This window comes from Actinoallomurus soli, assembly GCF_024055715.1.
Taxonomy (GTDB): domain Bacteria; phylum Actinomycetota; class Actinomycetes; order Streptosporangiales; family Streptosporangiaceae; genus Actinoallomurus; species Actinoallomurus soli.
The window spans coordinates 615,464-637,537 of record NZ_JAMXMV010000003.1; the positions used below are offsets into that span (position 1 = coordinate 615,464).

The 22,074-nt window shown below is 68.0% G+C and carries 1 protein-coding gene (running past one end of the window); it reads right to left on the reverse strand.

Going from position 1 to position 22,074, the window contains the following annotated elements; genetic code table 11:
- Positions 1-21,276, reverse strand: the 5' portion of a protein-coding gene (locus NDW01_RS11885) for a winged helix-turn-helix domain-containing protein (protein ID WP_252819829.1). 14,955 nt of this gene lie to the left of the window's left edge; 21,276 of the gene's 36,231 nt are visible here — the first part of the coding sequence; its start codon is at positions 21,274-21,276; the stop codon falls past the left edge of the window.
- Between the last annotated feature and the right edge of the window lie 798 nt (positions 21,277-22,074).

Below are 22,074 nucleotides of genomic sequence, written 5' to 3' on the forward strand. Positions count from 1 at the left end.
TTGACGGGCGTCGGGTCTCCACTCCTCCTCCTTCGCCTCGGCGGTCCGCTTCCGGACCGTCTTACCGGTCCCGATCTGAACGGCCTGCCGATGCCCCGGGTCGATTCGCAGAATCGCCTGGATGCTGAGCTGATCCTTCGACTTCGGAAGCTCATACCCCCGGTCGTTGACGTGCTCATCGAGGAGGTCGTTCAGTACCTTCTCGAGCTTCTTCACGTCGCTCTCGCTGACACCGGGCTTCGGAGCGACCGCGAGGGTGATGACGTGGTGCCGCACCCACGTGCCGTTCGCCGCCTGGATCCGCTGCACATTCGCCCGGACCTGAACGGCCACCCCCTGCTCCTCGAACTCCTCGCGCGAGTTCACGCCAGAGGTGGCGAAGCTGAACTTCGGATCCAGGCGTTCCGTCTCAACCGGCACCACCGGCGCCTTGGGCAATTCCTTCCGCCAGTCGGCCGGGCGCGCTTGCCTGGCCACCTTCTTCGCGGGCTCCTTCACCGGCTTCACCGGCCCGACCCGCCGATGAGCCCACGTCCGCAGCGTCACCGAATCGAACGCGTACGCAGGTGAGGCGTCGGCCGACCGCCGGCGCGGCGGCGCACTCGGCGCCGGGAACGTCCAGTCCGGTTCCTCCCACGGCTGGGCCACCAGACCACCGACCGGGTCCACGTCGATGGCCGAGTTCACCTCACCCGAACCCGGCACCCAATCCATCAAATCGGGAGCAGAAGGGTCCGCCTCATAGCCGGCATAGGGGTCCCACCCAGGATCGAACTCCAGCGTTCCCTCCGCCTCCAGGAAAGCAGCGCCACCAAAATCCGGAACGGTCGACCCAGCACCTGGCGAATCCTGTCGCACAACGGCGGAAGACCGATCATCGCCAGACTCCCCCGCCGGCCCACCGTCCACGGCATTACCAGACCGGGCCCCTTCGTCAGCCAGGCCTTCCGGCTCCTCCGGCCTAGGCCCTTCAGCCGACCTGGCCGGCCCCAAACGAAAGGCCGGATCCCCGTCTACCGGTCTTGCAACGATCAGCCGAGGGTTACGCGGGTCATCCCCAATCCTCTGGAGGAGATCGCGGAGAGCGCTCGCGAACGTAGTGTAATGGACCTCCCTATCCCAGACCTTTTGCATTAGGTCGGCCCTCGTCACGATATTCCCGTGATTGATGGCGAGATGCCGCAACATCTTCCACTGATTGCCGGACAATTCAATCGGCATTTTGTCCTTACGGACCTCACCACCGACCACATCGATCGCGAGATCTTCGACCCGCACCCACTCGACCGCGAGCTCCGACGCACCCAGTTCACGCGGCCCAAAACGCCAGACCGGACCTTCATCCGTGTTAACCGGGATGATCAGCTGAGTTTCCCCCGGAACATCCTTGATATTCGCACGGAGGCCTTTGCGAGTCTTGTAGTAAGAGTTACTGTGAGGCGGCTCGCCCCTCCAGACTGCCTGGATCATCTCGGTTCGCGGCACGGGATGACCGTGATTGTTGGCGAAGTACATCAACATCTTGCGCTGGTAACCAAGCAGCGTGATCTGTTCCCCGCTCTTGCGGACTTCGCCACCGGCGGCCAGATCGATCTCCAGATCCCCGACCCGCAGCAACCGCACCCCGGCGAGGAACCTCCCCTCCTCCTCCACGAGCAGCGCGCCCCCCGGCAAGTTAGGCCCATACCGGTGAACCACACCCCCCGCATCCACCACAGTGACCGGCACACCACGCTCGCGTCCCAGGACCTTCGCCATCGCATCGTTGAACTCACCACCACGAACCCCCTCGGCCACACGCGCACGGAACTCCTCCACCGACGACACCTCGGTCGGCAACTCCGCCGCCGTTATGCGATTCCCCACCCACTCACGCAATGCGTCCACCGTGCCAGGGGCACCTTGCGCGACAGCGCCCAACGACATCACCAACGCCTCAGCGAATCCATCACCCACAGCCCCCACTGGCTGCAACAAGAACTCCACACCGCCAAACACAACACCCCGCCGGCCCACCCGCAAAAAGACACCCGAAGCCACCGAAGAAGACGCCGTGGCCACCTCGGATACCTCAGGCCTGGGCCCTTCCGCCAATGTGGCAGGCCCGAAGCGCAAGCCCTTGATTTTGCCATCGCGATCCGCAACGATCAGGTTTTTCCCAATCTTTTCACGAAGGCGATTAACGGTCTTCTCGTACGTCCAATCACTGACTTTCCTTCCCCCCCAGACCGCCCGCTCCACCTTGTCTCGCTGCAGGACTTCCCCGCGATGCTCGACGAAGTACTCGAACATCCGCCGTACGGGTCCGACCAGATTGATCCGCTCCCCGCCCTTGAAGACCTCCTGCCGGTAGATTTCAAGATTTCCGATCCTCAGCGGTTCCTCGGCGCCCGAACCGGCCCCCGGTTCCGAACGCCCTCGGCCCGCCGCCACATCTTCGCCCCCGAACCCATCCGCGAATCCGCTACCGGAATCCGGTGCCCCTTCGCGGAGACCGCCCGACGACTCACCGGCCCGCTCGCCGATCTCCGCGCCCGAGCCCGGAGACCCCGAACCCTCCGCAGGCTCCCAATCCATCGCCGGCCACACAGCATCCGGATTCGGAGTAGAGAGGTTCACGTCGTCATAGAAGTTGTCCCACCAAGGATCTCCGAGCTCCAGCCATTCCTCCGCTCCCACGAAATCAACGCCATCAAAGTCCGGAACAACGGATCCAGCGCCCGATGAATCCTGTCGCACAGCGGCGGAAGACCGAGCATCATCAGACTCTTCCGCAGGCCCACCATCCACGGCACTACCGGACCCGACTCCTACGCCGGCCCGGCCGTCCAGCCCCTCCGGTATGAGCCCCTCAGCCGATCCGGCGGACCCAAAACGAAAGGTCGGATCCTGGCGACCATTGCGAACTATAGCGATCAGGTCTTTCCCGATCTTTTTCTGGAGTTGGAGGAGAGTCCGCCAGAACGGCTCACTAGCGATGTCCTTACCCCAGACCTCTTGAATCAGGTCGGTCTTCGCCACGAAGTCCCCGCGTTTGTCGACGAAGAACTTCAACATCCTCCATTCGACGCCGGACAGCACGATCGGCTTTTTGTCCTTACGGACCTCGCCACCGACCAGATCGATCGCGAGATCTTCAACCCGCACCCACTCGACTGCGACCTCTGACGCACGCAGTTCACGCGGTCCAAAACGCAAGCCCGGACCCACATCCGTGTTAACCGGGATGATCAGCTGAGATTCACCCGGAACATCCTTGATTCTTCTACGGAACCCTCGGTGTGCCTCGAAACTCCCGATGTGAGACTGATCGCCGCGAATTACCTTGATGATCTCGGTTCGCGGCACGGGATGACCGTGATTGTTGGCGTAGAGCATCAACATCTTGCGCTGGTAAGCGAGCGGCGTAATCTGTTCCCCGTTCTTGCGGACGACGCCACCGGCGGCCAGATCGATCTCGAGATCCCCGACCCGCAGCAACCGCACCGCGGCGAGGAACCTCCCCTCCTCTCCCTCCACCACCAGCACGCCCACCGGCGAGTCAGGCCCGTACCGGCGGACCACACCATCCGCACCCACCACGGTGACCGGCGTCAGATGCCACCCGACCACCATCGCCTTTCCATGATTGACCCAGCCGCCACGAACACCGTTCTCCAACAGCTCCTGGAAGTCCGCCACCGACGACAGCTCAGCCGGCACATCTTTCGGCGTCACCTTCTCGATCACGAACTGATTCAAATCACGCACAATGCCAGGCGCACGCTCCACCCCAGCAGCGCGCAACGACTCCACCAACGCCTCGTCGAATCCATCACCCGCAGCCCCCACCACCGGCTGCAAGAAAGACTCCGCTCCCCAGAACACAACACCCCGCCGACCAACCCGCTCAAGAACCTTCGTAGCCACCGATGAAGATTCAACCGGTGCCGCCTCCGAACCGGCCACCGATTCCGAACGCCCCGGGCCCGCCTCGAGATCTTCGGTCTCAGGCCAACCCGACGCCGACACACCACCCGCGGCCGGATACGGGGCGACCTTCCAAACCTCGATCAAATCCTTGACCAGGAGCTGGAACCTCGGCAGTGAGTTGCCGTAACCGTGCTTCTCCTGCGCCGTCTTGTACAGACCCGTAACGACGACCTTCCCATCCGCCAGGTCTTTGGCTCTCCTCTGTAGCAGTGTCAGAAGCGCGTCACTTACTCCGTTCGACGACCACCTATCACGCCAAAGAGCCCACGCATCACCGTTCGCGTACTTCACCTTCCACTTCTCGGCTGTGACCCATTCCTGAAAACTTCTCAACGAACCGTTGTAGCCCTTTTCACGAGCTTCCTGGAACAGGTCTTCCACCCGCATTGCGCCTTGCCCAAGCGCCGGCAGATTTTCCTTAATCATCGCACGGGCTTCTGCAATGGCGTTGCGGGTTCCCAAGTTGCGGGTTCCCGGGTTGCGGGTTCGCATGGCGTCCGGCTCGGCCGAGCCGAGAATGGGGTTGCGGGTTCGCATGGCGTCCGGCTCGGCCGACCCGAAACGATAGCCAGAATCCCGCTCTGTAACGATCAGCCGAGGATTGCCCGGATCGTCCCCAATGTTCCTACGGAGATTATGAATGAGATCCGAGATCGCGGCTTGAGTAACGTCCCTACCCCAAACATCTCGGATCAGGTCGTCCTTCGTCACCAAGTTCCCGCGACTGCCGGCGAAGTACTTCAACAGCTTCCACTGGAGGTCGGACAGCTCGATCGCCTTTTTGTCCTTACGGACCTCGCCACCGATCACATCGATCGCGAGATCTTCGACCCGCACCCACTCGACCGCGACCTCCGACGCACGCAGTTCACGCGGTCCAAAACGCAATACCGGGCCCACATCCGTGTTAACTGGAATGATCAGCTGAGATTCACCCGGTACATCTCCGAGCTTCTTTCGAAGCTTCCGGAGCCCATCGCTAGTAGCGCGGCGGGTATTGCGATCATTGACGTCAGGCTGATCGCCCCGGATTGCCTGGTTCATCTCGGATCGCGACACGGGATGACCGTGATTATTGGCGAAGAACATCAACAGTTCGCGGTCGAGAGGGGACAGCTTGATCTGTTTCCCGTTCCTGCGGACGACGCCACCGGCGGCCAGATCGATCTCGAGATCCCCGACCCGCAGCAACCGGACCGCGGCGAGGAACCTCCCCTCCTCTCCCTCCACCACCAGCACACCCACCGGCGAGTCAGGCCCGTGCCGGCGGACCGCCCCATCCGCGCGCACAACCGTCACCGGAACACCCAGGCGCCCCACCACCTTCGCCATCGCATCATTGAAGTCACCACCACGAACACCACCCGCCACGTGCGCACGGAACTCCTCCACCGACGACACCCCGGTCGGCAACTCCGCTGCCGTGATGCGATTTCTCACCAACTCCCGCAATCCATCGACCGTGTGGGGAGCACGCAAGGCAACAGCACTCAACGACTCCGCCAACGCCTCGTCGAATCCGTCACCTACAGCCCCCGCCACCGGCTGCAAGAAGAACTCCACCCCACCGAACACAACACCCCGCCGACCAACCCGTTTAAAGAGATCCGAGGTTGCCGAAGAGGACGCCGTAGCCGCCGAAGACACCGCTGAAACCGCCTCGGCGGCGGAACCGCCCGAGCCCTGTGCGGCAGTCGAACGCCTGAACGGCGGCGCGGACGGCGCGGCGAACAACGGCTCCTCGTCCCGGTCACCGACCACCGGATACAGCCCTGAAAGCCCCCCGTTCGCATGGCGTTCCGGGGGTGCTCCTCCGACGGTCGGCGTGGCATCGGCCGCGGTCGTCTCGGCCGGAGCCGCGCCGGGGGCCTCGATGCCGCTCCGGCTCGTCCCATCGCCGCCCGCCGTGGCGGCTTTGGCGGGAGGCCCGTACTCGGTCTGCGCTCCGGTGAACGGGTCGCTCACCAGGAAGGTGACGCCGAGGCGCGCCGCGAGCTCGCCGAAGAAGGGGGCCCCGTCCGCCGGGCCGGGTGTTCCCGGCCCGGCGGACAGCGGACCCGGATCCTTCCGCGTCAGCACCACCCTGACCGGAACGTCCCCCGTCAGGGTGTAGTGACGGGTGAGCCACTTCTCGACCTGCTCCACGTCGTGCGGATACGCGTCCGAATCGCGATCATGAGGACGCCTGGGGATGGAGAACGTTCGCGTTGCGGGATCGTACTCGCCGGCCAGGACCGGGACATCGGTGTGCGGAGGCGTCCGCCCGGCCTCCTCGCCGGCCGACGGGTCGGTCTCGACGGGCTGCCGGTCGTCCCCGGTCCGCCCGGTGAGGGCGTCCGGTTCGAGGGCTCGGACGTTCGTCATGAACATCCGGTAGCCCTGGTAGAGCGACTCCTCCGCGTGGGTCTGACGGACGGGGTTGGCGTTCTCGATGCCTCCGGGCGGGCCGTAGATCCGCTCGAGGAGCTCGAGCATCGGCCCTTCGTGGTCGCTGAGGTACTGATACGTGTTGTTGCGCGGAAGACCCGTGGAATGGTCCAGGCCGGCGTTCGTTCCCAGGTAGACGTTGGTCAGCTGGGCCCAGTACTCCGGTACGTTGAACGCGGAGAAGTTCCTGCTGCCGGGCCGCTCCGGATTGGTGAGCGGACCGTCCGGCCACTGCGCGGCCGTTCCGGCCTGGGTCTTCTCCGTGAAGCGCCGCTCGATGATGTCGCGGTCCGCGGCTTCGAGGTATTCGTAAACGACGTGCGCGTACTCATGCACTGCGGCCGAGTATCCGTCGCTGTAGGTGGCACCCCCCGGGCCTGGCTCGCCGAGGAGGTTCTCCTCCGCGATCGCGACGACACCGTCACCGTGGTACCCGCGGACCTCGGCCCACGGTCTGCCGTCCGCGGTGGTCCGCCCCTCGTAGTGGCGGAAGCGGGGCAGAGACGTGAAAGCGGTGCCGCGTGGAATGATCACCACGCTAACGTCCGCGTCGACCCGCGCCGCGAGAGGCCGGTTGTAGGTGAGCATCCGCGTCCCGACCTGCTGAAGGACCTGCCGGCTCGGCGCGGGTCGCTCGACGCCGGGCGGCACCTCGATGATCCGTTGCGCCACCATGGCCGCGAAGCGCGGATCGACCATGGAGCGGTCGGCCGTTCCAGTACCGTCCGTGACGGGACGGCCGGACGTGGGCACAGGTCCGGCCGGCGGCCGTGCGACGTTCGCATCGCCGGCGCGCCCGGTCGATCCGGTGGCGGACGTGGCGGCCGCGCCCTCGCCGCTCGGCTGGTAGCGGACGTCCCCGGACACCGGAGGAGCGGTGTGCACGCTCGGCATGGTGACCGACAGTGCGGCCGGTGCGGACGCTGTCGTGTTGCCCGCGCCGCCGGGCGTCGGCTGCGTCCCGGAGGCTCCCGCGTCCGCCGCTTGGACGTGCGCGTCCGATGACGTCCCGGTCTGCCGCTGCTCATCCTCGGCCACCTGCGCGGACGGCGACGCCGGCAGTGCGGACTGCTGTTCGGACAGCCGTCGCGCGCGGTCGCCGAGTTCGGCGCGTACGGCCTGCTCGAACGTCTGGTGCCGGGCCTGCGCGTTCAGGTAGAGGCGGCCCATGTCCTGGTAGCCGAGACCGTGGCGGTCCGCCTCGGCGCGCAGCTCCGGCGACAACAGCCCCCGCTCTTCGGCCATGGCCGAGGTGAACACCCGGTGCTCGGAGGCGGCCTTGTCGAAGACCCACAGACCGCCGTAGGCCGGTGGTGGCTCGGCGACGGACTCGGCATCTTCGGAGATGGCGGTGGATCCGGCATCGCCGGTGTGCGCCGCGACACCTGCGGTCGGGGTGCTCTGGTCCGGGATCGTCCACCACGCCATTCCGGGTTCTTCGGCGAGAGACGGCGCCTCCCGGCCGGCCGATGTCTCCGGGTCCGCCTCGTCGAGCCGATCGGGCACGCCGAGGCCGTCGAGCCGGTCGATGCGGACCGCGACCGTCCGTACGTCCTGCGCGCTCCAGGTCCGGGCGTCGGGGCCGCCGCGCGCCGTGGCCCACAGGAGGTCCAGCAGCCGGCCCAGGGCCTCGGCGTTCCACCGCGTCTCGTGAAGCCGCGCGTCAAGGTCCCCGTCCACGGCGAAGGGGTCCGCCGCGTCGATCTGCCGCCGCTGCAGCCCTTCCGTCTCATCCCGCCAGTGGGCTTGCAGAGCCGCGACGCGGGGCAGCAGGTCCGGCAGCAGGGGGTGCTGTTCGAGCAGCCGTAGCTCGCGGTCGCCGAGTTCGGCGCGTACGGCCTGTTCGAACGTCTGCTGCCGGACCTGTGCGTCCAGGTAGAGCCGTCCCATCTCCTGGTGGTCGAGGCCGTAGAGGTCCAGCCGCGTGCGCAGCTCCGGCGGCACGAGTCCGTGCTCTTCGGCCATGGCCGAGTCGAAGTACCGCTTACGGGAGGTGATCGCGTCGACGACCCGCAGCGCACCACCGCGCGTTCCCGGCTCCCACCGCGCCGTGGCCGGGTCGAAGAAGTACGTCTTGCCGTCAGGCGAGATCCAGGTCTGCCGCAAGGTGCCATCGGATCGGGTGACGTCCACCCGCACGTGCGCGCTGAGCGCGTGCGCGACCTCGCGGCCTACGTCGGCGGGGCTCAGCCCCCAGATGGTCGCCTCCGGCGGCAGCGCCGCGGGAGCGCCGGTCGGGTTGTCCGGCCGTAGAGCGTGCACCTCGTTGACGGCATTGATGATCTCGGTCGTGGCGTCGTCCACGGCCTCGGCCGAGCCGCCGGGAACCTGGGGCGCCAGTTCGTACCGCCGCAGCGCGGCCGGCGTGCCCAGGTCGGGGTCGAGCTCACGCGCCGCCGTCAGGTCGGCCCGCATCGTGCGCAGGCCCCATGCGAGCACGGCCTTGTAGGTCTGCGCGGCGAGCGCCCTGTCGTCGACGGTCAGCACCACCGGCCGGTCGCCGCCGGTCTGCCGGCGGATGTGCCGGACGACGCCCAAGTACGCGCGGCCCCCCTCGCGCCCGTCCCGCGCCGCCTGGGCCAGCAGCGATCCCAGGTCGAAACGCGGTGCCGTGTCCATCGCGGGCCAGGACTCCAGCGTCGGCCGGATCTTCGCGTTCTTCTCGGCCATCACGGCGCGCATATCGTCGATGTCGGACTGGTACAGCTTCAGCTGCGCCTCACCCGTGATCGGCTCACTGGAGAACCGGCCCTTCGTCTTCTCCGCGCCGAACAGGCCCTGGCTGAACAGCTCGCCGACCAGACGGCCCTGGAAGCGCACCCGGACCAGGTAGAGCGGGCCCATCTCCTTGCCGTGCTGTTCGCGGCGGTAATTCTCGGTGCCGGCGGAGGCGTCGTTCGCGGCGGTGCTGCGACCGCTGTTGGTCCCGGGGCTCCAGGAGTCGATGGGATGGTGGATCGGGTTGCTCATGCCGGCCGAGACATCCCCCGCGATCCGCATGTGATCGGTGCTCGCGCTGACCGTGGTGCCGCTCTGGTGCTTGTTGTAACGGCCGACGCCGGCGCCCTTCTCCAGCGGCGCGAGCACCTCCAGCCCGGTGAAGTCGCCCGTGAGCGACAGGGCGGCCCGCTCGCTGTCATCACCGGGGTCGAAGATGTTCTTGGGCAGTGTGTAGACGTCACCGCCGGTCGCGTCCCGCAGGTGGCCCGCCAGGTGCATCCGGCTCAGCAGAGTCGGCAGGGACAGGCTGGACGTGGTGTCCGGGTCTCCGGCCGTGACGCCGAACAGCCGGTCGACCACGCCCGGGGAGAACATCCGGGCCAGCAGTGCCCGGCCGATCTGGAGGGTGTCGCCGAAGACCACGCCGCCGATGAAGGAGTTGCCCGGCACCTTGGGGAGCGGGGTGAAGTCCGGCCGCGGGTGCGCCGTGTCCGCCGAGCCCGACTCGGCGAGCGCACGCGGCAGCTGGATCTCCAGCTCGCCGTCCTGTGTCACGGTGCTCGTGGCACTGTGGTGCGTCCACCGGTCGAACTTCTCGGTCAGCCAGTTGTTCAGCGGGGCGTGGGCCCTGCGCAGGTGCCGTACCGTCGCTGTCAGCGTGGTGCCGAAGCCGACGATGTACTGGTCGGAGGTGAAGGCCGTCTGCTCGACGACTCCGCTCTCGGCGCGAGTGGTCCCCCGATGGTGCCCCACGGAGGCCTTCAGGTCGCCGGAACCGCTGCCGCTCACACCCTGTCCTCCGCCGGGCGAGAACTTGGCGAAGGTCACGTCCTGCGATCCGTCACGCGAGTTCGCCTTGGCCGTGCCCTGGTACCCGTGCACGTAGACCTCGTTGGCGGTGCCCGGCGCGAAGTCGCGTACCTCCGGGTCGCCCAGGGCCAGGGCCACGTTCACCTCGACGACGTCCGACAGCAGCCATCCCAGCGGGTTGGCCAGGTAGAAGGAGTAGCCGTTCTCTGCGAGGAACTCGTCGATCCAGGGCTGGTCGCGGCGTTTGGCGAACATGCCCTGCAAGGCGTTTACGCCGCCCTGCATGCGGCCGAGAACCCGGCCCTCGCGGTCCCAGATCTCCGCGCCCGCCGAGAGCAGCCCCGGCGCGACCTTGTCGATCAGTCCCTTGAGGATCTGGTAGGTGGACTCGCCGTTCTCGTGTGTGAACGTACGGATGCCGCTGAGACCGAGGAACCGCCCGCCCGGGTCCTTGCGCGTCAGGTACTCCGGCAGGCGGAGCTCATCGAACGGAAGCGGCGGTTCAGGCAGTTTCTTGCCGAACGTCGTGTTGAACGCCTCCCGGACCGCCTCGTCCCGGATCGGGGAGACCTCCTGGGTGTGCCACCCGGCTAGGGTCGTGGCCAGCGCCGCGCGGTCGACCGGCGGCGCGTCGGCCGGAAGGGTCGGCACCTCGGTGACCCACCGGCGCAGGACGCCGGCCGCGATGTCGCCGGTCAGCGCCAGCTCCCCGGCCTGCCAGGCGGTCATCGCCTCCGCCAGCCGCGGGTCCGGCAGGTTCTGCTCACCGCGGGCGTACTCGACCAGGTCCTGTGGCAGGTCGACGAGCCGGTCGGTGCCGGGCGGCTCGGCCAGCGGCCGGCCGAACGCCGCGCCGAACCGCGTCCGGACGGCGGGGTCGATCACCCGCAGGGCGCCCCTGCCGTGCATCTTCGCCAGGTCGCGCGCCAACCCGGTGACGAACTCCACGTCCTCCCGCTTGGGGTTCGGCCGCTCGGTCAGGTCCTCGTGCCAGCGGGTGAGGATGCCGGCGACGACGTCGCCGGTCAGCCGCAGGTCACCGTCGCGCCACTCGGTCAGCGACTTGGTGAGCTCGGCGTCGGACACCGGCAGCGTTCCGTTCGCGTACCACTTGAGCGCCTCGGGCTCGGTCAGCACGTACATGACCGTGCGGTCGTCCAGCCCCTGCGGCTTGTGCGTCGTCACCGAAGAGGGGAGCAGTTTGGCGTGCTTCTCCTGCCGGCCCTTGACCCTGAACGACGCCGGAGCGCGGTAGATGAACGCCCGCTTGACGTCAATCTGGATGTACTCCTTGCCACCGGTGCGTGAGGCGGTCCGCGAACTGTTCCATCCCCAGTGCTTGTTCGCGGCGGCCTCACCCGTCAGGGACGCCTCGCCGGCGACGTCACCGGCCGCGAGGTCCAGCCCCACGGTGACGCCCTTCGACGAGGAGGCGGTCAGCCTGCTCTCCATGAGCAACAGCTTGATGATGCCCAGCACGAACGGGTCGGAGGTCGTGCCGACGAGCTGGGACGGTCCCAGGTCGGCGGAGACGTCCAGCAGCCCGAACGAGTTGAGGAAGAAGCCCGCATCGAACGGTTGATCGGTCGTGTACTCCTTGTTCAGGATCTCCTTCAGGTGCGCCTTCACCTCGGCCAGCCCGGCGAACGCCTTCAGGTCCTGGTTCGCGGCGCCGGCCGGGCCTACCAGATCCTTGAGCATCGAGGCGGCGGCCTTCGTCAGCCCGGTGGTGTCGACGTGGAAGACGGCACCCTGGTCCAGCACCTGTGCCGGTGTCCACACCTCGGACTTCCGCAGCTCGCGAATCGACATCTCGCGCGGCGACGGCTCTTCGGCCTCGTCGATCGGCAGCACCCGCGCGATCGCCTTCTGCCCTTCGAGCGTGGGCAGCACCTGGTCGCGGCGTCCCGCGGCGATCTCACCGGTCGGCCCGGAGTGCTGGAAGCGCAGGGTGACCTGGTAGTCGTTCGTCAGCTCGGCCTCGATCGCCTTACTGGGGTATTCGAGCAGGTCGGGCTGGTTGTTGATGAAGGTCACCGCATCGCTCGCGCCGACGGTCCGCTGTACCTCGACACCCCCGAGGGCGGTCTTGATGTAGGCGAACAGCGCCTTGAACTTGACGGCGAAGGCGAGGCTGCGGGAATGGGCCGTGGACGTCCCGGCGGTGTCCATGCCCATCAGCAGGTTGACGATGCCATGGTCCTCCGTGGTCCCCAGGTACTTCGCGTTGCGCTGCCGCGCCTTGATCTCCACCTCGACGGAATCGACGTCCAGGTCGACGCGCAGGGTGCCCCGGCTCTTGCGGAGCGTAAAGGTCATGCCGTCCTGGAGCATCTGGTCGTAGCCGCTGTCGAAGCCCCGCTGGGAGACCATCTTGTCCAGCAGCTCTTCGTTGTCCAGCCTGCTGATGACCTTGCGGCCGTGGGTGTACCAGTGCTCGCCGGCGAACGGGTCGCCTGCCTCCGGTAGGAAGCCCATCGGCCGCAGCACCGAGGTCAGCATCGTGTGAATCCGGTCGACGGTCGACTGCTCGACCTCCACCAAGCCGAACCCGATGCCCTTGCCCTCGTACAGGTACTCCGGCAGTTTCCCGGCCTTCGCATCCTTCGACTCGGTCCCCTGCTCGGCCTTCGCGTCCTTCGGTGCCGCCTGGCCGGTGTCCGAATCCTTCCCTCGGGGACCGGTGGTGAGTGCGTCGGGCTTGTACGTGACGGTGCTACCGGTGGCGGGACGTTCCTCCTTCTTCAGCGCGTCGCGGTCGATCGGAAGCCCGTATTTGAACGCCTGTGGCTCGGTCACCCGTACCAGCGCACGGCCACGCACCGGCGCCGTCTCCGTCCGGAAGCCGGCCTTCTTCTTCGGATGCCGTGCCCACGCCTTCGCCCGGTGGACGAACTCCATCTTGTACGCGACGGTGTGTCCTGAGTAGCGGGGAACCATCACCCAGAGACCGACCCGGCCCGCCGACAGCGTTTCGGTGTCGGTGGAGGTGTAGCCGAGAGAGAAGCTGGGCCCGACCTTCAGGCCCGGGATGGCAGGCACCTCGATAGTCGAATCGATGTTCGCGGTGACCGTCATGGAGTCGGTGACGGAGTGGCCGCCGCTGCTGCCTTCGATCCTGGTGGAAACGTTCTCCAGGTGCGCCTTGTCGCTGGTCGCTCCGACCGGCCGAACGCCCTGCCGCAGCTGCTCGGAGTGCACCTGCACCACCGCGATCGGATCACCGTCCTTGTCGTACAGGGTGAACCGGTAGCCCTTCTCCTGGTCGTCCTGGTCGTTCTGGTTGTCGGCCGCCTTGTCCAAGTGCGTGTTCAGGTTCCACAGCTTCTGCAGCAACGTGTCGCGCTCGACGTCACCCGGATTCAGTTTCAGGCCCTGCGACGCCAGTGTGTCGATGACCTCGTCGAACAGCACGGGCAGGTTGGTCAGTCCCGACGCGTAGAAGTGCGGCGGGAGCTTGTCGCCTTCGACACCGTCCCCGGTCGCCGTGACCCGGTCGGCCGACGGCTCCTTCATGTACGGCTCGGGCAGCCACAGCAGGAGCTTCTCCGTGCCCGGGTCCGGGACCCGGATCGGCTCGATCTCTGCCCAGCGCGGCGTCCGTCCGTCCTTCTGCTCGGTACGCAGTCTGAAGGAGATGTTGGGACGGTACGCCACCAGCGTGTGGTCGTTCCGGTTGTCCTCGACGTGCCCGGTCTCAGCGTCCGTGATGTAGGTGGAGCTGCGGTTCATCTGGTTCCTGACGGCGGAGAAGGAACCGCCGATCCGGACGATGTTCATCACGTTGAACGACGCCGAGAAGGCGACCCGTGTCGCCCCCATCTGGCCGGAGTGCGTCTGGGCGTGCGCGCCGGTGGCGTACGCGCCGTTGATCGTCTCCTTGCCGCCGTTGCCGACGGTGTGCGGGTCCGTCGGGTCGAACGCCACCAGCAGCTCGGCCTTGCCCAGCGGAATCAGCAGGCCGCTGGTCTCCGCGTCGTCCTCGCCGTCCTCGAGCAGGTACGGGTAGTTGCTGACCAACCGCTGCGTCAGCGCGGTGATCCGGTCCTCAGGCACCGTGACACCCTGCGCGGCCAGCTCTCGCCGAACCATCCTGATCAGTTGCGGGATGTAGGGCAATCCGGCCCGCGGCACCCCGATCGACCGCGCCATCGGGTCGACCGTCAGCGGCATCATGCCGCCCTGGCCGGACGACGCCGACGGCCCGCCGGCGCTCACCGTGTCCGTCGCCACCGCGCCATCGGCGGGCGCGGACAGCTTCGTCGCCACCGCCTCATCGGCGGGCACGGACAGCACCGAGCCGACCGGCTGCACCACCCGCTCTTCGACCGGCTGCCCCTGCTCTCGTGGCAGATACAGCTGGAATCGGCCGAGGCCCGGCTGCCCGTCCGTGCGCACCGGAGCGTTGCCGCTCTCGGCCGCCTTCAGCTTGCCCTCGCGGAAGTCGAAGATCACGCCGTACGGAGCGGCGAGCACGGGGCCGTCGGTCGCGTCCGCGATCGCACCGGCGATCTTCGCCGACCCCGGCATGAGCAGGAACGGCTGGAGGCGGGGCTCCTGGGGTGCCCGGGGCACCCGGGCGTCGATCAGCGCGCTGAGCGTTGCCGGATCGGGCACCCGTCCCGTGACGAACACCGTCTGCGGCGGCACCAGCCTCTCGAGCAGCTCGACGGCCCGCTCGTCGAGCACGAGTCCGTCGTCGGCGGACCCGGGCAGCGAGAGCAGCACCAGACGGCCGTCCGCCGCGAAGTCCCACTGTGCCTGGTCGAGTACGTCCTCGAACAGCGGGCCGGAGCTCGCCTGGTCGCCGACCTGCGCCGTAGAGGTTTCTCCCTGGTCACCGACTCGTGCCGCGGGAGCCTCACCCTGATCGCCGGGTCGCGCCGTGGAGGCCTGTCCCCGGTCACCGGATCGTGCCGCGGAAGCCTCTCCGAGGCCGTCCGCTTGCAGGTCGGCCCAGCGCACCCGTTTCGGCTTCGGCTGCTCGGGCGTGAGATCCCTCGGCCCTTCCGGCGGCACCACAGGGCCTTCCGGCGGCACCTGAACACGAGACGCCGAGCCGAAACCTTGGAGTCTCGTCCTCACGCGCCTCCACCCGTCGCGCAGCGGCGAGGGCATCGAGAGACCGCGATCGAGTCCTCCACCGCGCAAGGACACATCCGGCGCGTGGGCCGAGTGGGCGCTGGGGGGAGCCGCAGTGCCGCCGGTCCCGGGGGGTGCCTCATCTGCCGCCCCGGCCGCCTGAATCGGAATGGCGTCCCATACCGCCGCCGGCCCGTCGAAGGCCACGGGGTCGGGTCGGACGGACGGCGTCACCGGGTGCGCTGCTTCGGCTTCGGCCGGAGCAGCGCCGGTCGTGCCGGGGGCCTCGATGCCGTTCTCGTCCGTCCCGGGCGCGGAGCGCACGTCGGACACGGAGGGGTCGATCGCCTCGGTACCGTCCGCGGACACCGCGGCGCCGGTTTCCTCTGCGGCGGAGCCGTCGTCGACGCTCGTCGTTCCGGCAGCCGGTGGAGTGTCGGCGGGGGCGGTCGGCACCGAAGGATGCATCGGCAGCACGGCGTCAGTACGCGGGATGTCACCGCCGTCCGTTCCGGACGGATCGACGGCCGAACCATCGCCGTGATCCGCCACAACCCCGATCTGCTCGACGGCGGAGCCGTCGCTCACGCTGGTCGAGTCGGCCGGCGGTTGCCAGGTGCGTGGCCTGCCGTCCTCCGCAGGTGCCGGTGGCCGGTGCTCCACCCAGCTGCGGGTACCGGACGGACCTTCAGAAGGAGTCAGGACACGGCCGCCGAGACGCCCGACGAGGCGTTCGGCCAACGACGGCGCGCCGTCGGGCCCACGAGCCCCAGCGCCCGGCACGTTCAGCAGCAGCATGCCGCTCGGCTCGTACGGCGTGTTCTTACCGATCCACCGTACGAACTGGTCCAGATCCCGGGCGTGACCGCCCATGGAGACCGTGGACGAACTCGGGTCGAACTCACCATCGATCCACACCCCGCCCGACACATCACGGGAACTGTTTTCACCGTCGATCCGCACCGCGCCCGACACGATGCCGCGGAAACCGTCGGTTCGGTGAGTGGGCTGGGACGTGGCGGGTTCGCTGGATCGCCAGACGGCGACCAAGCGCCCGGTCTCCTCCATGGCCGTCAGGAGGCGGTCCATCACGGACTCGGAGCTCGGCAGGATCCGCCCGTACTCGGTGTCCTGGCCGTCCGGCCTGTAGGTGTGCCAGCCGTCGTAGTTTTCGTCGATCAGTTGCGGTGCGCCGCCTGGCCCGAGTTCGACCCTGCCGGCGATCAGGTCACCGGACGGCGCGACCACGAAGTCGCCCCACGGCGCGGTCACGGGCGCGCCGAGGATGGATACGACCTCCGGAGCGAAGTTCCGAGCGTCCCCGGCCAGCAGGACGACATGCATGCCCGGCTCATAGCCCTGCTGGGCCCGAACCCAATCCGCGAATTCGGCCGGGTTCATGGGCCGGGGTACACCCCTGACAACGATCACGTTGTCGATGGACAGAACCCGTCCGGCTACCACCAGCGCGTCCTGACCAGGTGACAGGAGCGTTGGTGCCTCGCCCGTCGAGGACGGCGGATTTACTCCCGTTCGTGGTGCGGGCTCCCGCCCGTCCCCTGGCGAGGGCTCGGCCGGGCGAGACTGGGCCGGCTCCCCTGAAACCCGCTGCGACGCATCCGAATCCGACATGCGCGGTAGGCGTAGAGGAGGAATGATCCGCGCGGCGAGGGCGGCTCCCGCCGCCTCACCATTCACCCGAATCTCATCGGCGATCTGCGCACGAACATGACCGACCGTCGGCCGCTCGTGCGACTGCCACCCACGCGTCAACCTGGCGATCATTCGGTCCGCAGCGTTATACGCGTCCTCGATCTCCTGGCCACCGGCACGACGGCCAGGCTCACGACGCGAAGGATCCATCCGATCAGCCGGACGCCGCTTCGAAACCGCCGGTGGCTCTGTCGTACCGTTACCGGCCGCCGGCTCCCCGACCTTCGACTCCCCAGCCGCCGGCTCCCCGGCCTTCGGACGTACGGCGCCTAGTCCCTTGGCTCCGCTCGCGGAGGAGGATTTCGAATTCCCCAAGCCGAGCAGCCGCTCGAACGCCTTGGCGCGTTCCGCGCTGTCCGGGCGCGCCGACGAAGAACCGACCGCCTGGCCTTCGCCCGAGAACGGACCCTTCTTGACCGCAGCGGAGCCTTTGGATGACGTGGGCGATATGGCACCGTGGCGCGTCGCCCCGTCGTCGATGGACGTCCCGGTACCGCTCCGGGTCTGTGTCCGGGAGCCGTCGGTCCCCGGCCGAGTGACGGAGCTCTGTTCCCCGGCCCCGCTCCCGTCCGCAGGCTCCGGGTTACTCCGGTCGAACGCGTCGGCGCCTTCCTTGCCGTCCGGATGATCCGACGAAGAACCGACCGCCCGGCCCTTGCCCGACAACGGATCCTTCTTGACCGCAGGCTTGCCCGCACCGGAGCCTTCGGGCGACTTGGACGATGTGGCACCGTGGCGTGTCGCACCATCGTCGGTGAACGTCCGGACGCCACCCAGGGTCTGCGTCCGGGAACCATCCGTCTTCGGCCGGGTGGCGGTGCCTTTGCCCTTACCACCCGGACCGTCGGAACCACCACCGAAGCCGCCGTCGCGAAAGCCGGCCGCCCCCTGTTCCCCTTGGGTGATCCGACCGGTGTCGGTGTCGAAGCGCAGCTCGCCCGCGGAGAACTCGCTCGGCCCGGACCAGGTGAGCGAACCGTCCCTGGCGACGTACGGCTTGGCCTTACCGTCGCCGCCGGAAACTGAGAACGTCGTACGCGTGACCTTGCCGTCATTCGGGGAGACCCTGACGACGTCGACCTTTCCGCCACTGACCTCGATCGGCTTCGGTGTGCCGTCGGGGCCGATGCGGTAGTGGGTCCGTCCCCCCGGATGACCGGCTACACCTCCGGAGGCGAACGACTTGATCTTCTCGTACAAGCCGGTTTTCTGATCGCGGACCAGCACGGCATCCGGATCCGAACTGCCCGTCGGCCTCCCGTCCAGCCGCTTCCCCGGCGCGGTGAGGATGCGCTCGACCTTCGGAGCACCGGCCCCGAACGGATTCGCCAGATGCCAACCGATCTGGGCGCCGTCGCGGTCCAGCTCGTGATACTGATTCCCATCACCCTTCGCCCCATCCGGCGGCGGCACATCTGCCGGACGGCGCGGATAGGTCAACAGATCGATGTTGCCGTTGCCGTCCCGACGAAGAACCTGGTACGACCCGTCCCGAGGCGATGTGGCCGCCGGCTTGGAATGAGCAGTTACCTGCCCCGTCTTGGACTTGGCCGCCTTCAGCGGAACATCGACGACATCCCACGTCCCCTTGGCCGAATCATGCACGGCCACACGTTCAGACGATTCACCGGTAGGTCTGGAAACGCTGCCCTTCCCCGAGCGAGACCCGCTACCCGGAGTGACCTTCCCGCCCACGGACCTGACCTTTACGACCTGGTCGTTCGGATGCAGGTATGTTTCCTTGGCGGCGCCGGTCGCCGGATCGACCTCGTAGTAGCGATAACGGTCGATCGCATCGACGCCACCGCCACCCGCACCGGTGCTCGCGTCAGCAGAGGCCCGTAGGTGACGCGGCGGCTTACCCGTAGGCGGACCACCCAGCCGACGGCCGGGCGCGATGTCGACCAGATCCGTATTGCCGGTCACCGAGTCCGTGCGGAACACCTGCCGCGCCACCGGGCTCCCGGCCTCGACCTTGACCGGCGAGCCCCAGGTGACGACCGGGCGACCGGTGTCCGCCAGTGCCGTCACGACACGATCCCAGACCGATCTGGAGTTCGGCAGGACCCGCCCGAACTCGACCCGCTGACCGTCCGGCCCGTAGCTGTGCCAGCCGTCGTAATTTTCCCTGATCAGCTGTCGTGTGCCGTCCGGAGCACGTACGATCCGGCCGGCGGTCAAGGCACCGGACGGCGCGACCACGAAGTCGCCCCACGGCGCGGTCACGGGCGCGCCGAGGATGGATGCGACCTCCGGAGCGAAGTTCCGAGCGTCCCCGGCCAGCAGGACGACATGCATGCCCGGCTCATAGCCCTGCTGGGCCCGAAGCCAATCCGCGAATTCGGCCGGGTTCATGGGCCGGGAATCACCCTCGACAACGATCACGTTGTCGGTCGGCCTGACCCGCCCGCCGACCACCAATGCGTGCTGACCAGATGGCGGGAGCGAAGGCGCCTCGCTGGTCGAGGACGGCGAGTTCCCTCCCGTTCGTGGTGCGGGCTCCCGCCCGGCATCGGTTTCCGGCCGCGTCGGCTCCCCGACCTTCGGCTGTCCGGCCGGCTGATCCTGCCCGACCGTGGGTTTGCCCGCACCAGGGTCTTCGGACGATTTGGGCGACGAGACACCGCTTCGGGTCTGCGTCCGGGAGCCGTCGGTCCCCGGCCGAGTGACGGAGCCCTGTTCCCCAGCCCCGCTCCCATCTGCAGGCTCCGGGTTACTCCGGTCGAACGCGTCGGCGCCTCCCTTGCCGCCCGGGCCATCCGACGAAGAACCGACCGCCCGGCCCTCACCCGAGAACGGATCCTTCTTCACCGCGGGCCTGGCCCCACCAGGGTCTTCGGACGACTCGGGCGACGAGACACCGCTTCGGGTCTGCGTCCGGGAGCCGTCGGTCCCCGGCCGAGTGACGGAGCCCTGTTCCCCAGCCCCGCTCCCGTCCGCAGACTCCGGGTTACTCCGGTCGAACGCCTCGGCGCCTCCCTTGCCGCCCGGGCCATCCGACGAAGAACCGACCCTCCGGCCCTCACCCGAGAACGGATCCTTCTTCACCGCGGGCTTGCCCGCACCGGAGCCTTCGGGCGACTTGGAGGATGTGGCACCGTGGCGCGTCGCACCATCGTCGGTGAACGTCCGGGCGCCGCTCTGGGTCTGCGTCCGGGAACCATCCGTCTTCGGCCGTGTGGCGGTGCCTTTACCCCCACCGCCCGGGGCGTCGGAACCGCTGCCGGAGCCGCCGCCATCGGATTTGGACGAACCTTGCTCCCCATGGGTAATCCGGCCGGTGTCCGTGTCGAAGCGCAGTTCACCGGGGGAAATATTGCTCGACCCGGACGAGGTGAGCGTACCGTCCTCGTCGACGTAGGGCGTGTCCGTGCGGTCGCCGCCGGAGACTGAGAGCCCCGTACGCGTGACCTTGCCGTCATTCGGGGAGATCCTGACGACGTCGGTCTTCCCGTCGACCTTCACCGGCTGTGGTCTGCCATCGGGACCGATGCGGTAGTAGCTCCGTCCCTCCGGGCCCCCGGCTTCGCCTCCGGAGGCGAATGGCCTGATCCTCTCGTACAAACCGGTTCTCGGGTCACGGACCAGCACGGCATCCGGAGCCGAACTCTCCACCGGCTTGCCGTCCAGCCGTTTCCCCGGTCCGGTGATGATGCGCTCGACCTTCGGAGCACCGGCCCCGAACGGATGCGCCTGATGCCAACCGTCCTGGCCGCCGTCGCCCAGCTCGTGGTACTGGGTGCCGTCGCCCTTCGCCCCATCTGGCGGCGGTACGTCCTTCGGACGACGCGGATAGGTCAACAGGTCGATGTTGTCGTCGCCGTCCCGGCGAAGGACTTGGTACGACCTGTCCCGGGGCGATGCGGTCGCCGGCTTGGAATGAGCGGTGACGTGCCCCGTCGTGAAGTCGGCCGGCTTGGAGGGAACATCGACGACGTCCCACTTCTTGCCGGCTGCGTCGTGGGCGACCATACGTTCGTACGAATTGCCGGCAGGTTTGAAACCGATGCCCTTCTCCACAGCGAAGCCGCTACCCGGAGTGAACTTGCCGCCCACGGGCTTGACGTTCACGACCTGGTCGTTCGGACCCAGGTGTGTTTCCTTGGCGGCGCCGGTCGCCGGATCGACCTCGTAATAGCGATAACGACCGGCCCCATCAGTGCCACTACCCGCAGGGGGATCACCCAGCCGACGACCACCCGTAGGTTCGGCGGGCCGCGCCGAAAGCGGCTTCTCACCCGCAGGCGGACCACCCAGCCGATGACCAGACGCGATGTCGACCAGCTCTGTACGGCCCGTCCACGAGTCCTCGCGGAACAGCTGCCGGTCCACAGGAACAGACGGCTCGCCGGTACCCGGCCCCCGCCGCGCGACAGGCGTCGGCTGCCCCGTACGAGAGGGCCCGGCTCCCTGAGCCGCCTGATCCGGCACCGGACCGCCGCGCCCGCCACCACCGACACCGCCCTCACCCTGCGAACCACCCGAAGACGAAGCCTCCTGACCAGCGTCCCGCCCAGGCTTGGAAGCCGCATACCTCTGGATCGCCGCCCGCCCGGCATTCGTCGCTGCAGACCTCGGATCCGAAGAGGTCTGGTTCCCTGCCCGCGGTGCCGAGTTCGTGTCGCCACCGGTGTTCGGCGCCGGACCGGACTCCTCCCGGCCGCTCGACGGTCCCCTTGTAACGGGTGTGTTCGCGGACTCGCCATCCGACTGCGACGGAGTGGGGTGGTCTCCGCCGGGGACGGTGACCTGTGGGTTGTCGCCGTGTGCCCCCGTCGCGGCAGGATCAGACGACGCCGGCGCGGAGTGCTCGTCCGGCGAGCCGACCGGTGCCTTGCCGCCGGTGCCGGTCCCCGGCTCGGCCTTTCCCGGCACCCTGGGACCGGGGGACGCGGCCGGATCGGACGAGAAGGAGTCGCCCCTGCCATTCCCGGCACCACTCTGCGGGCCACCCGCACGTGACGCCACCGGCGGAGCAACACCCTCCCCACCCAAAGACGTCTGGTGGTCTCCGCCGGGGACGGTGACCTGTGGGTTGTCGCCGTGTGCCCCCGTCGCGGCAGGATCAGACGACGCCGGCGCGGAGTGCTCGTCCGGCGAGCCGACCGGTGCCTTGCCGCCGGTGCCGGT